The following is a 14,358-nucleotide window of genomic DNA, read 5'->3' on the forward strand; positions in this document are numbered from 1 at the left end:
CTCGCATCCAGTCCTGCGCATGGGGGAGCTGCACGAATGTCGTATTGGACGCGGCACTCGGCACATTGCTCATTACGGAATCCTCTACCGGATCAGTGTGATGGCTGATCTCGCGCACCTTCCTCGAAATTCGCCAGCAGGAGTGGCAAGGTGGTGCGGAATCCTTTCACGCGCCGGTCCGCCGCACCAAGATGCAGGAAATGAGTCTGGTAGACGACTGGCTGGGCAGTTGCCGAGAGAATGTAATTGGTGACGAATGGATGGCGTTTGTGTGGGTGATCTCAAACCAGAGCCAGTAAATCGCACTGCATGGGAAGCGCAAACGAACGATTCGTAAGGCTGGGTCGGGCTTCGCCCGCGACGGGCCGCCGCCGACCTGTCGCCTTTTGGTCGGGCGGGTCGCGGTATGGCTTCCCACGATGCAGAATGATTGATCGCTGATATTTTCGAACGTTCTCGCCAAGAAGGCCGAAGAGGTAACCGCTCGCGGTGGGAGTCAGCGCCGCATCAGCGTCAAAGGTTCTCGATCATGCTGGGCCGCGACGCACGCGTGAAGCGTTCGTTTTGAGAAGCAACAAGCCCAGGATTGACTGCGTGAAGGACTTTACCGATAGCACGCTAGCCCAGGAGCGCTTTAAGTGTGTGGCGCAGAGGTCGTACCACTGTCAGAGCCTCTTGCGCGCGCGCAATCCTCCAACCCGATATCCCCTCTCCTCGTAGAAGTGGCGTACCCGTTCTAGGGCCGGATAGCCATCCGGAGGCAACGCAACCTCAATCATCTGCCAGCCGCGTCGCTTCGCCTCCGAATCTACCGCCTCGAGCAGATGCCGGCCGCGGTCAGAGCTGCGGAAGTGACGAGAAATCCATAGCTCCTGAAGCACGCCGTACGCTCCGGCTGCTCTCACGGCCTGTACGGCCGAGATGCTAGCTACCCCTACAATCTGCCCGGTGCCTTGTTCCTCGACGACAAAAATGAAGCCCTGTTCGGGATCCTGAATCAGGCGCAACGCCGCCTGCTTCGCGCCTTGAAGGCTGAACTCCGGTCCGAGGCCACCTAACTCGGAAAGTACCTCTTCGACCGCTTTTGCGACCGCGTTCTCATCTCCTGGCACGCTCTTGCGCAAAGCCGTGCCCGCGCTGGACGTGCCTTGCCCTTCAGCGCCAACACGAACACCCGACCGAGCCCTCTGGAGGAAATTCATGCTCAGCAGGATACAGAAAACGCAATTGAGAGCAACTATCTGGCTCGGTAGGAAGCAGCACGTCCACACTCGCTATAGGCAACAGAGCTGAGGTAATTGCAAGCCATTGCCGTTCTCAGAATCGACTGCGGTTTGAGCAGCTGCGAACTCATGATGGGCTGCCTTCGATTGGAAAACAATCACCAAACGGCACACGCCGGTCATGTCGACCAAACGTTCGTAAGAGTGATTGCCGATCGTCGCTCACGAACTACTCTATTCAATAAATCGTGCGCCACGATGATCGCAGCGCCATAGAGCGTCAGCTCGGTCCGTCCGAAGGAGAGATTCCCACCTCGCGTACGACATCGTACAAAGTTGCGCGAAGCGCGACAGGTATCATACGCGTGCGCCCGATAAAATCGTCTGAGCAAGATCGCGAAAGATTTTGCACACTAATGCACTATCTTAAGCTTATCTCGAACAATCGAAAGATATCGGGAAGCACAGCTTGTTTGGACCTTCGCTCCTCGTTTAAGGCACCGTCACGGAACGGGAGTGGTTGCGATGGAACATGGGCAGGCCGAACTGGTCGGAGGGAAACCTGTAATCTTCGGGCAACGTAAGGTGCGGCCGCGGGCATGCCTGGCCGTCGGCAAGCGGCATCTGCGCGCCTTTCTACGGGATGTGCTGGAGGATATGGGATTTGTTATCAGCGAATGCAGGACTGCTGACGAGTTGCCGCATGTACTCCGCACGGAGTTCCCTGATCTGATCCTGCTCGGCATTGGCTCGGACCGCATCGAGCCTGGACGATTGCTCGAGATACTGGTACGCGAAGAATTTGCAGGCCGAGTGCTGGCGTTCGGAGCGCGCGAGTCGATCATCATGGCGGCAGTGCAGCAGGTCGGCAGTGAATATGGACTTGCTATGCTGCCGCCGCTCAGGGGGCCGTTTGCAGCCGAGACGTTGCGCGATCGGATCGGCATGCTCTTGCCAAGAGAGCCGGCGCCCCGTCCCGCGGTCCATGTCGGAGAAGCCTTACACGCTGGCTGGCTTGAGCTCTGGTATGAGCCGAAGTTTGACGCGTGTACCCTCAGCCGCCGCGGCGCCGAGGCGCATGTGCGAATGCGGCACCCGACCTGGGGCGTTGTTCCACCGGCCTATTTCATCCCGGAACCTCACGATCCGCATTTTAGGAACTTGTCGCAGTTCGTGATCGACCGCGCGATCAAGGATTGGCAGTATCTTCTGGAGCAGCAAACTTCGATCGATCTCTCCATCAATCTCCCGGCAGCATTCCTGATTGACCCGCAGGCGGTACGCGATCTCTGTCGGCGCATGCCGTCGCACGCCGCTTTCGGCGGTTTGACGATTGAAATCGAGAGCGTGGAAGCGATCCAGAACCTAGATCTCCTGGTCGAGGTTGCGCGTGAGGTTCGCTTTCACAACATTGGCCTTGCAATCGACAATGTCGGTGCCAATTGGCCGCAGCTGATGGGGATGACAAAATTCCCGTTCATGAAATTGAAAGTGGATCGTCAGTTCGTCGGCGGCTGCGCGAATGGGCCCCTCAAGCGAACGGTGTGCCGCCATATCGTCGATCTAGCCAAAGAGTACAATGTGCGCACCGTCGCCGAAGGTGTGGAGAGCCAGGCTGACCTAATCGCTGTGGCCGAACTCGGCTTCGACCTTGCGCAGGGCCATCTGTTCGGAAAAGCCATGCCACTGAAGCAATTTGCACAGTCATCTTTCAACCCTGCTCCAGCTCGTCTAAAATAGTTGCGAGTGGCTGAGTGCGGCCAAGCGACGCTCATGAGCACCGCCATGCCTACTCGGCACCAGGCATGAGGCTGAGTGCAATTCGGTCTGCAGGGCCAGTGTCGGTCGTCCCGCCGCCACTTCATTTCCCTCCGAAGCTTGTTATACCACAAGCCCGTTTTGGCAAGCCTCCAGCGAGTCCTCCGCGCAGCTAGCGTTGCAGCCATGAGCGAGGCTTGCACAAACCTCCAGTCGGGGTGTGTGACCGGAGGTTTGCCGAGATCCAACGTAGACCTGCGTCCGTTGGCGGTTTTTTGTCGCCGCCGGTTGAGGAAGCGTCAGCCTCGCTTGCCCCCGCGCTGACGTGCCAAACAAACCGACGGACGCTTCCAGCGTCAAGTCGCGACTGACTCTCGCAAGAGGGCCCGAGGGCTCGTAGCCTGAAATTGAAGCGAGCTGTTGCTGTCGCAGATGCAACATGGTCTCAGACCCGGGACAGCCGAATTGGGCAAATTGCCCAACATTGAGCGCGTCTGCGTTTGGCACGGCATTTGAAAGGGATCGCCCATGGCATCGCTCGCCTAAGGAGTCGGAAGGCATGGCTTACAAGATCGTCGCTTCGCAATGCACCGTTTGTGGCGCATGTGAGTTCGAGTGTCCCAACGCGGCGATCAGTCTGAAGCGCGACATTTACGTTATCGATGCCAAAAAATGTACGGAGTGCGAGGGCCATTGCGACACGCCGCAATGCGCGGTGGTCTGTCCGGTCCCTGACACCTGTGTCCCGTCCAAGACAGGATAGGCAGCCCGCGACCAAAAGGCCTCATCGCTCGATTTCGCGAACGAAGTTGTAGATGTGGGACCTTGAGGAGACCACGACCGCATGGGGCGCATCGAGGTCGATTAACATCGTTATGAGCTTAAGACGCTGAGCGACTCCGAGGAACCCCTCAAAGGGCTCTGTCGGAGGACACCGTCGAAATTGTCACGAACAAGGACAAGGCCCTCGATGCTCAGTGGCCGCGTTAAGGCCTATCATCGCTGGCCGCGAGTCGAGGCGAGGCAGACCGGCGTCGAGCGGCCACGGACGCATCGAAGCCGGCGCAAAAGTCGCTCAGCACGTGAACACCTATTGCACCGAGAAGATCATCTTGGCCAACCTCACGGAGGCGGACGACCTCGTGCCTGGTCGGGCCGCCGAACACCAAGGAGCCGACCTGATCATCCGTGCGGTCCTGGAGCAATCCGGCTTTCGAAATGTCTAGGGAGCCTCGTGGGCTGTGACCAAACGGATGCCGGCCGAGATGATCGCACCTTCCTGACGCGCTGGTTCGAAAAGCTGCTGACGGAAAAGGTCGCCTCCTCGCGATCACACAGATACCGAAAGCGGCCCGGGTTCGTTCCGGTCGTGGAGCTCAACCCTTACGCGAGCAAGGAGCGAATGCATTCACAGCGGAGCCTCGACAGATCCGGGCGTGTTCACCAGGCCGCGAGCAAGACCGTCGTGCCCGCCTAGTGCGCTCGTAATCGCTTGGGCAATATCGCAGCGAGAATCGGTAGGTTGACGCATCGATCCTCGTGCGCATAATTCAAGCCGTCGCGGTCTCCGGATTTCGTTTGATCTGGAGCTAAGAGGGAAGCCGGTGCAATGCCGGCGCTGCCCCCGCAACTGTAAGCGGCGAGCCGCTGTCCAACGAAGTCACTGAAGCCATGCGGCTTCGGGAAGGCCGGACAGCAGCGACGACCCGTGAGCCAGGAGACCTGCCTCGACAAGATATCGTCCACGGGCGGGGCGTCCCGGTGTGCGCCAAGCAGTTGTCGCTCACGCGATGTTCGCTGTCTGCGTCCGCCATGGCCTTTGCCCCAACATGGGGTCTAAGCTATGTCAATCCTTTCGCTTCCCGTTGCCACACTGGGGACGTCACGCATCGGCCCACGACGCGAACTCAAATTCGCGCTCGAGAGCTACTGGGCGGGAAAATCCAGCGAAGCCGAGCTCCTCGAGGCGGGGAGTGGACTTCGTGCCGCTAATTGGGCACGGCAGAAATCCCGCGGTGCGACCGTCATTCCTTCGAATGACTTCTCGCTCTACGACCATGTGCTCGATACCAGCCTAATGGTCGGCGCCATTCCCGACGTTTACGGCTGGAACGAAGGTCCTGTGTCGCTCAAAACCTACTTCACCATGGCGCGTGGCGCTCAAGACGGTGGTCACGCTCAGCATGGGCCCGGCGTAGCCGCACAGGAGATGACGAAGTGGTTCGATACGAACTACCACTACATGGTGCCGGAATTTCACCAGGATCAGATCTTTAAGTATGCCTCTCGGAAGCCGATCGAGGAATATGAGGAGGCAAGAAGCCTCGGCTATCAGACGCGGCCCGTCCTAGTGGGCCCAGTCACTTTCCTGAAGCTCGGCAAAAGCGTAAATCCCGCCTTCAATCCGCTGTCGCTGCTTGATCGACTCCTCCCCGTCTATGTCGATGTTCTCCGCGAACTAGCCTCGCGCGGCGCTGAATGGGTTCAGCTCGACGAGCCATGCCTAGTGATGGACGTCGACGAAGCATCTCGGGCCGCTGTCCGCCGGGCCTATGCTCATTTCGCTAAGGCCGTGCCGACCCTTAAAATCATGCTGGCCACATACTTCGGGGGTGTCGGCGACAATCTTGAAACAGTATTGGCCTTGCCCGTTGCCGGGGTTCATGTCGACCTGGTTCGTGCACCTGACCAGTTGGACGCGATTGTCGCCAGAGCAGGTAGAGATCTCGTGGTCTCGCTCGGTGTCGTTGATGGTCGCAACGTGTGGCGCTCTAATCTGCCGGCGCTACTCGACCAACTTGCTCCTATGGTCAAAAAACTGGGCAGGGACCGTGTTCAGATTGCCCCCTCCTGCTCGCTGCTACATGTTCCGACCGACATTGAACTAGAGATCGATCTCGATCCCAATCTGAAGACGTGGTTGGCGTTCTCAGTGCAGAAGATCAAGGAACTTTCGATATTGGGCAAAGCGCTGGCTGGCTATGCTGCCGACGTGGCCGATGAACTCACGCTCTCAGAGGATGCATCCGTCACCCGCGAAACATCGCCGAAGATCCACAGTGCGAACGTCGCCGGACGAATGGCCGCGATCGACGATAGCATGCGTCGCCGTCGCAGTGCGTTCACCCAGCGCGCCGACGTCCAACGCGTCGCCTTCGCATTGCCGATGTTTCCAACCACAACCATCGGATCCTTCCCGCAAACGGCGGACGTCCGCAATGCGCGTGCAGCTCATGCGCGGGGAGCGCTGAATGACACGCAGTACGAGCAGCTTCTGAAAGCGGAGACAGCCCATACCGTGCATTGGCAGGAAGATATCGGCCTGGACGTGCTCGTACACGGTGAGTTCGAGCGCAATGACATGGTTCAATACTTTGGCGAGCAGCTGTTGGGTTTCGCATTCACCAAGCACGGCTGGGTTCAGTCTTATGGCTCGCGGTGCGTTCGCCCTCCTATCCTGTTTGGAGATGTCTCCCGCCCGAAGCCCATGACCGTTAAATGGTGGCGACATGCGCAGTCTCTGACCAAAAAACCCGTCAAGGCTATGCTGACCGGACCGGTGACGATCCTGAACTGGTCGTTTGTCCGTGACGACATCCCGCGGAGCGAGACATGCCGACAGATCGCTCTCGCGATCCGAGACGAGGTCATCGACCTTGAGGCGGCTGGAGCGACCATGATCCAGATCGACGAGGCTGCGTTGCGGGAGGGATTGCCGCTGCGCAAATCGCAGTGGAAGGACTATCTCGATTGGGCAGTGGACAGTTTCCGCGTTTGCTCCTCCGCTGTCGCTGACGGAACTCAGATCCATACGCACATGTGCTATTCCGAGTTCAACGAAATCATCGATGCGATCGCAGCAATGGATGCCGACGTCATTTCAATCGAGGCGTCGCGCTCCAAAATGGAATTGCTCGACGCTTTCAAGAGCTACAAATATCCTAATGAAATCGGGCCAGGCGTCTATGACATTCATTCACCGCGCATTCCCGCAGCAGCCGAGATCAAGCAGCTGATTGTGTTGGCGCGGCAGCGAGTTTCCGATCGGCAGCTCTGGATCAATCCCGACTGCGGACTGAAAACTCGAAGATGGGAGGAGGTGCGTCCCGCGCTCGTCAATATGGTGGCCGCCGCACGTGAGTTGCGGGCCGAGGCATGATCGTACGGAGCGTGTCGCCAACGTATCTGTGAATAAGATGAACGCGCTTTGGGAGCTCGCGATATCCTTGCGAGCTTCCAAAGTTTCCAGCGCCTGCGAATGCCGGTTTGCCCCGGCGGAGGCGATCGCATACAGTGGCGACAAGCTCGAATCCGGCGGACGACCGCATGCCGGCCATACCGATTAGGTGACATATTCCAAGTCACTTACGCTCGACGCGAACCACGGTCCTATCGCTTCATTTATCCATCGCGTGGATGCGTCTCATCACAACAATCTATTTTACCGCCCCTGCGGAATTTCATACCTAATTTGCGCCTTCGCGCGGTCTTCGGGAAGATTTGCTGGTATTCGGCGGTGCCAAAATACTGGCGCGTGACGGCAAACTGACGGTTGAGTTTCAGGGCTCGGCAGTCAAACCGCCTGCGCGATGGATCCCAGCTCCATCAAGGCGCTGCCCGTGCCAACCGGACAGCTGGCAAGTGGTGAGCAAGTCCTGAAGTTTACGACAGGAGCGAAAGGCAAGCGGCTCGCTAAGTTGTGCAGAGCGATATCCGCTTCTCCTTGTTTGACGGCGAATGCCCTCGTCGTAAGTCGATCGCCGGTAGTCCTCCCTACCGACGAAAGCTGGAACGATGCGGAAAGCAGCGTCGCTCCCGCGTGACTTTCGCCCGGCCTCACATTGAGGCCGGGCGGCTTTTTATGTGCCTGCTTATCAGTGACAGCAGGGGATCATTCATTTTGGCGTCATTGCGGGACCCCGGGTTCTTGGAGCGCATCTGTTGCTGTTCGGCAGGGAATGAGGCCGGTGCTGCTAAGGCTATCTGTCTATTGAAGGCTTTGGTGTCGTGTTGGTGCGCGTCGGCAGTATCGGATATTCGATCTTAGGCACCCGACCGGTCAGCGAGTTCAGAAATGAGACAATGTCGTTTTCCTCTCTATCGCTAAGCTTGGTGCCGAGCTGGATTTCACTCATCAGGGCAACAGCTTGCTTCAGGCTCCAAACCTGTCCCGAATGAAAGTAAGGGGCTCGCAACGCGACGTTTCGCAATGGCGCCGCGCGGAAGACATATTCGTCGCCGACCGCCCTGGTGACCGCAAACCGGCCCTTATCGGCGTCCGGAAGCACGCTTGCGTCCGGCTTTTTCATCACGCCGAACGGGAAGTAGGCCTGTCCACCGAGATTGATACCATTGTGGCAAGAAGAACATCCCTTCGCCATAAACAGTGCCAACCCTGACTTCTGCTGATCATCGAGAGCATGTGTATTGCCCTCCAGATACTGATCGAATGGAGCCGCAGGTGTAATGAGAGTCGCTTCAAAAGCCTCGATCGCCTTCGCAAAATTTTCAAAGGTGACCGATCTGGCTTCGTTCGGAAAAGCGTTCTTGAACAAGACGACATAGCTGGGCATTGAGTTCAAGATACCGAGCACATGATCTGGAGTCGCATTCATTTCGGCACTCGCCTGCACAGGGCCGGCGGCTTGCGCCTTGAGGTCCGCGGCGCGTCCGTCCCAAAATTGCGCCGCATTGAACACTGCGTTGTAGACAGTTGGGGCCCGGCGTAGGCCGACCTTCCAGCCGTGACCAACGGAGGTCGGACCGGCATCGACTCCGCCGGTGCCGAGATTGTGGCACGTATTGCAGCTAATGATCCCGCTCGCCGATAGCCGCGGATCGAAAAACAGCATCTTGCCAAGCTCGACCTTTCCATGAGTCACCGGATTGTCTTTTACCGCAGGAATGACCGAGGGGATTGGATGGAAGATCTGCTTGGCGTTTCTCATCAGATCATCGTCGGCGTTAGCTCCTGATGACATCAGCAGCCCAATAGTTAAAATCGATGCTTCAGCGACAAGCCGAAGCTCCGGGATTGACATGTTCATACACCGCCTCATTAGTTCTGATTGTTAAACAAGGAAACAGTCGAAAGCGATGCCACGCGTTCCTCGACGGTCCGGCGCAGTATGCAGCGGATCATCTGAAGCGAGGCTGCAAAAATGTGCGACTTTGCAGCTCGCCGCCGGCGTTCACGCACGGGCTTGAGGGGCTTACGTGATTCGCGAGTTGGCTTTGAGCTTAGATCGCGGCCTTTCTGTTGGTCGATCAGCCTAGCGCCTCAACGTTCGGCGTGATGGTCGATCTGACAACAACAAGTGTGCCGCAAGCAGTAAGCTGTCCGGTGGCCGCATCGGTGCTCCATCGAGCGATTGGGTGGCCAATACGCTCCCGCAAAGTTGATGTATCCGTCTTACTCCGCAGGCCGCGCTCAGCGCTCACGGTGTCATTGGACAATTAGCAACTGCGATGCCAGTTGCGTCCGAGATGCAAGTTGCTGATTTAGTTGTAGAACGGGTCCGGACGAACAAACAAAGTCTGATGTCTTGGTTTGATCACTACATTCAGTGTCACAGGTGCCACAAGCGCCAGGCCCGGCTAGAGGTGATCGTAGATACTTTTGTGGTGAGGTTCGCTTGCTAGCTTGCCGGCCGCACGCGGGAACGGCGGTAACAAGACCTACGCAGCTGGGCGAGACACTGAGAGGCGCCCGGCGGTGCGCATCGTTCACGATTTCGCCGAGCCCGGCCGACTGAAGCCTCTCCGACTTATATCCGGGCCGCTCTGGCGCGCCGTCACCACGAAGCCCGGCTAGTTTGTAAGGACGAGCCTCAGAACTTAACATGGCTTGTTTCAATTCCACCTGAGGTTCGCTGGCATGGCAATTGCCGTGCTCAAGTCTGAAAGGCGCGGCTGCCCAGAGTTTGACGGTGCGACCGTCCGATTAATCGCTACTCCAATTTGACAGGGACCGGCCTGACCCCTGATCAGGCGGGTGTTGGTTGGATTACCTAGTCGGCCCACTCACGTTGCTGCTAGCTTTTGAAATCCTGCGGCCTGAGGGCAAAATAAGCTGAACTTCTGCAGGAGCAACCGCTACTTCGCGCTCTTGCGTTGAAAGACGCCGATACAAGAGGACACGCTGAGAGGAGATGGTGACATCATGTCCGCAGATGGCCCAAGTGCTGATATCTATCGGCGTCTTAGCGAGGAAGGACGTGATTGAGCACTTGTCCATGGCTGGTTCAAGTTGGATACGGTATCCGTGATGGTTTCGATTGACGATCGCTTGAATGAGATCAGATCCGTACGGAATGACATTTGGCGTTGTCGCAGAAGGCTTCAAAGCGAGCTAGATGATCTCCAGCGTAAGATGCTCGAGGAGCGTCTGCTTGAGCGGCAGTCTGCCTTTGAACGGCTCGTCTCGGCCACGTTTCCTTTTACATTGAGATTGTGAAGCAAAATTTCGGGACCTGTGCCACGGGAGCATTCCGCGTTAAATAGCGTCCGCTCACAGAGCGCCTGCGCCTGGGTCAGGAATGTAGCTCCGGCGCCGGGGCCGTCGCGCCCCTCATGGCCGCCGCCCACCTGAAAAGCTCGGCCCATAGCCTTGGTTCACCGACGTGCTGCCCGCTGAGCACCGCTAATGAAATCGTTCCGGCACCATCCAAGGGCACTGCCGGGGGATGCCGCTTGCCTCGATTCTGCGACACCGCAGTCACCTGAGTAACGTTGATCCGGCAGAGCGATCGAAGGAGCTTGAATCGCCCGTAGCGTCAGATTGTACAGAGCAGGGAACGGTATTTCAGATCAGGTGCAGTCGAATGATAAGACCCGCTCTCGCTTTTGTACTATGTTCCGCTCTCGAGTGGATCGGGCTAGGCATGGGGGCGGTTGCGGAAACAAGGCGGTACGCGTGCACGATCACTGCCGCCGATCGAGAGCCTGCCGGAGTTCGGAATGAGCGGGTTATTCTTACCGTTCAATATGGCTGCCGGATCGCAGGTGGTCTCTTGACCGACGCAGAGATCACAGCAGTGTCGGTCAGCGAGTGGGCTGCTGACCAAAGGACATACTTGGCCTCCATGGAATTTCATCACGCGCTGGAGGGAGTTGCAATTGGGCAACTCTCCGAGGCGACCGACTTCTCTAGCATGGAAGGCGAGCAAGGCATTGGGGTCGCAACTTCCGGCACGACAGTTTTCACATTCGCATCTGGTTCATTGGCCGACCTTTCAGGGAAGACCCTTAAATTCACGACAAAACCCACCGGCCTACGTAGCTTCGAGTTGGAGTTCACAGACTGGCCAGAATCTCTTCTATGGAAGTGACGCGTGTCTTACGCTGAACTCCGCAGGCGCGCGCACAGGAATACTGTCCATACTCTTAAGCACACACATATGTGCTCCCCGGCCAATATATGCCGTCCCCCAAGACGAGCACACCCGCAACAGGTTAAGCCAAAACTCCGAAGGCACTCGAGCGCGGTAGAGCGTTCAAATGACCTTCACGCGGTCCGATCAGCAGCTCTTTTGGCTGCCGATCCGCATATGGGACGATCTGGCCTCGCATGGCAGCGCCTGCGCGACACGGAAGCTATCAACACGGAATAAACGCAGCTCGATCACGAGCACCAAGAAGAAGTTGCCGGCCAACCGCCTCCCGAACGCCGACGAGTACCAACTCAAGGCAGCCCTCATTGTACAACTGAAGCGGTTGATGGCGGAGCGGGAGATCACTCAGACCGAAGCCGCGAAGCTCGTCGGCGTGAAGCAGCCCAACATCTCGAAGCTGCTTCGAGGGCAGTTCAAGTTGGTTTGCGTGGAAAGCTGCTGCGCATGCTGGCGGCGTTCGATCAGGACGGCGAAATAAAGGTAAAGCCACATCGGAAGCGTGGCGAGGGGCCGGATCACGTTTATTCGGGCCTAAGAGCTGCCGAAACGGAGGGTTCATGACCTCTAACCCGACGGCGGCAAAAGCGCTCATGAACTCACCCTGCAGTGCCCGATCTGCAATCGAGATTCGGCTGACTGAATCCTTCGCCCCCGCTGTTCTCGCCGAGACCCGCCAGCGTTTCCAGGAACAACTGGGCGAAGAAGGCGAGGTCGCCCGAGAGAGCGAAGCGCTTCAGCAGGAGCGCGAGAAGCTCAAAAGGGAAGATTAACGGGTCGAACGCTAGGCCCGACGCGGCAGCTTAGTGCAGCAGCCAACTCGCCCCTACAGAAGCGAAAGGCGCGCGAGGCAGAGCGATCGATTCGGAGGAGATGATTTCCGCTTGCACGACGGGCATCGTCCATCCGGAGGGCAGATCGTAATCCGACATCGTTAGAGCGGATCCCGGCTCGAGTCTTTGCCAGCCCAAGTACCGAATGCCGTGACATGGCGTCCAATGCGGATTCGAGTACCAATCGGCGCCGACACGGAGAATCAATTTAGCAGAGCGCGGTCAAGCAAAAGACGACGTTCAGGATGGCCCCAGGCGTAGTGATGCCGAACCTAGAAGGCGATGATGGTTGGCAGAAGGTACGCCGCAGCAAGTCGGATCATTTCAACCAGTCCAACGGACATGCTGATCAAAGCGGAAAGCGCGACGATGGCAGCGATGAGTCCGATCCCGAAATGCCGGTGCTCGGTGATGTTCAAGGTGAGCGATTGGGCGATACTTTCTTCGTCCCTCCCTCGAGCTTCAATGCGGCAAATAACCGATCTTTGGCGGCGTCGATTTTCGAAGTGGAGCCGTTCATACTCCTCGCGAAGCGCGGCATCGACGAACAGGGTCCGTCACGGAAGCCGAAGCTGATCATCTTGATGAACGCCGGCGCCGACCCCTGGGCTTTCGGGATCGCTCACGCCCGATGGCCGGTGCTAACGTGAACTTCTCCTCCATCTCATTCAAGACGCAAAATGACTGAAACAACCGCGAGAAAGGCGACAGCAGCAATTGATCCGGTCCGGACACGTCCCCCCCTGTGGGTCGTCCGCATAGATTCCACCCTGGATTTTCGTGTCGATGCTGGTCCCGTAAGCCCAGCACGAAATATAAACCCTCAGAATGGCAACCTGGATAATTTCAGGAGTTGCATTCGACAGCGCCGCGATGGGTATGTCCTTGAGCGCAAGTCCCACGAACCCAAGCGCCATTACCGCCGTAACAGTGGTGATGCACCAATTTACAAACGTTGCAATGCGTGAAATCCGCACCTGAGCACTTCGCTCCGAGGTCTTGGCCCTTTTTACCATAAATTACCTCGGCAAGAAAAATACCGTTCAAGTGGAGCATCGGCGCGCTGTTCTGCAAAAATGCTGGCGGAGCGCGTTGGCAAAACTGGTTTCAATGGCGATTGATATACCACGCAACGGAGGTAAGCGTAAGGAATCTCGATCCTGTCCTGGAACGAGAAAGGATAAATCGACCAGTGGTCCGCATTCGACCTGCCTTCGTCTCGACTGCCGACACTTGCGAAGCTGCCGGCCTTTCCGTGAATCCGCTCAATCTGTCTGACGCGTCAGAATCCGATGTTCCCATTTGTCGAACTACGCCGAACGCAAAAACCTGCAGATTGTTTGATGCGGAGGCGCCCAGTGTCGTAGCCGGAAAATTCAAATCCGGGCAAGCCCAGGGTGACCGTTTGCGGAGTTTAAGCTACCGCGCTGCTTGGGAATTGATCAGCTTACGTGCTCTCCACGGCGTCAGCTGTTCGCCCTCCGAGCGCGCCTCTCCGCAGTACCAAATAAAAGAACGCCGGAGCGAGAGACCATGCGGAAAAGGAAGAGGACTGCTGCTGGGCAACTGAGTTCTTGTGGAGACATCTGCAGCAGGTGGTGGAGCGCTCGATGCGATTCTTGCTCGGGGTGGGATCGCGAGCACGATGGGCACATCTAACCGCGCTGAATCCGCTTCGAACGGATGGTGTTTGCGATCGCTGGATCGGCGCGTACGAAGCAAGGCTGCGCATCGGAGTGACGTCGGCGCGGCCAGACTCCAGCCCCGCCGCTGGTGGAGAGCGTAACCGATTGTTTTGTTTCAGACAGGGCGTTGCGGCTACGCTTGTCGGTGGCAGACAGGGTCAGGTTTATAACAATCCGCATCCGGCAGCTATCTAGCTCTATAAACGTTGCTTTTTCTATTCAACCGGCGCTGGCACACTCGTTGCAGACCCCTGCGCAGGAGGCGGCTGTTAGTCCTTTGCATCCCATGCACAGGGACATGCCCCGTGATCGCACGCGAGTGAATAAAGAAGCCGATATGACCAACCGCTGGAGAGCAGACATGACTTCACCGAGAAGCGTCTTGGTCATCGATAGACAGCGTCACACATGGCGCTCCTAACCGCTCAGCCGAGACGAGCTACAAGATCGTGAACGACCGCTGCGGCAT

General features: G+C 57.6%; 9 protein-coding genes and 1 riboswitch. Of the genes, 7 read left to right on the forward strand and 2 right to left on the reverse strand.

Features of this window, described 5'->3' with window-relative positions:
* Window positions 1–665: 665 nt before the first annotated feature.
* A complete protein-coding gene (locus AC0L3C_RS20010; protein ID WP_473408776.1) occupies window positions 666–1,202 on the reverse strand; it encodes a GNAT family N-acetyltransferase in 537 nt (178 codons plus the stop codon).
* Window positions 1,203–1,748: 546 nt separating this feature from the next.
* On the opposite strand from AC0L3C_RS20010, the gene AC0L3C_RS20015 reads away from it, so the two are divergent.
* The 3 genes from AC0L3C_RS20015 (at window position 1,749) to metE (ending at window position 7,140) form a co-directional block, all read left to right on the forward strand.
* Entirely contained in the window at window positions 1,749–2,963 is a 1,215-nt protein-coding gene (locus AC0L3C_RS20015) for an EAL domain-containing response regulator (RefSeq protein ID WP_473408777.1), read from the forward strand.
* 577 nt (window positions 2,964–3,540) lie between these two features.
* A complete protein-coding gene (locus tag AC0L3C_RS20020; RefSeq protein ID WP_007600001.1) occupies window positions 3,541–3,744 on the forward strand; it encodes a 4Fe-4S binding protein in 204 nt (67 codons plus the stop codon).
* A gap of 781 nt (window positions 3,745–4,525) precedes the next feature.
* A riboswitch (cobalamin riboswitch) is annotated at window positions 4,526–4,725 on the forward strand.
* Window positions 4,726–4,824: 99 nt separating this feature from the next.
* On the forward strand, window positions 4,825–7,140 hold the full coding sequence (metE, locus tag AC0L3C_RS20025) for a 5-methyltetrahydropteroyltriglutamate--homocysteine S-methyltransferase (protein ID WP_317245395.1): 2,316 nt from the start codon (window positions 4,825–4,827) through the stop codon (window positions 7,138–7,140).
* 820 nt (window positions 7,141–7,960) lie between these two features.
* Here metE and AC0L3C_RS20030 read toward each other — a convergent pair.
* Window positions 7,961–9,028 (reverse strand): cytochrome-c peroxidase, encoded by a 1,068-nt coding sequence (locus tag AC0L3C_RS20030; protein ID WP_473408778.1) that lies wholly within the window; start codon window positions 9,026–9,028, stop codon window positions 7,961–7,963.
* Window positions 9,029–10,993: 1,965 nt separating this feature from the next.
* Here AC0L3C_RS20030 and AC0L3C_RS20035 point away from each other — a divergent pair.
* From AC0L3C_RS20035 to AC0L3C_RS20050, 4 genes are all read left to right on the forward strand, one after another.
* A complete protein-coding gene (locus tag AC0L3C_RS20035) occupies window positions 10,994–11,311 on the forward strand; it encodes a hypothetical protein (RefSeq protein ID WP_473408779.1) in 318 nt (105 codons plus the stop codon).
* A gap of 169 nt (window positions 11,312–11,480) precedes the next feature.
* Window positions 11,481–11,852 (forward strand): XRE family transcriptional regulator, encoded by a 372-nt coding sequence (locus AC0L3C_RS20040; RefSeq protein WP_473408780.1) that lies wholly within the window; start codon window positions 11,481–11,483, stop codon window positions 11,850–11,852.
* Between the two features lie 79 nt (window positions 11,853–11,931).
* Window positions 11,932–12,144, forward strand: a complete 213-nt coding sequence (locus AC0L3C_RS20045) for a hypothetical protein (RefSeq protein ID WP_473408781.1) — start codon at window positions 11,932–11,934, stop codon at window positions 12,142–12,144.
* 323 nt (window positions 12,145–12,467) lie between these two features.
* Entirely contained in the window at window positions 12,468–12,854 is a 387-nt protein-coding gene (locus tag AC0L3C_RS20050; RefSeq protein WP_473408782.1) for a hypothetical protein, read from the forward strand.
* Window positions 12,855–14,358 lie beyond the last annotated feature (1,504 nt).

This window comes from Bradyrhizobium sp. WSM4872 (assembly GCF_055811715.1).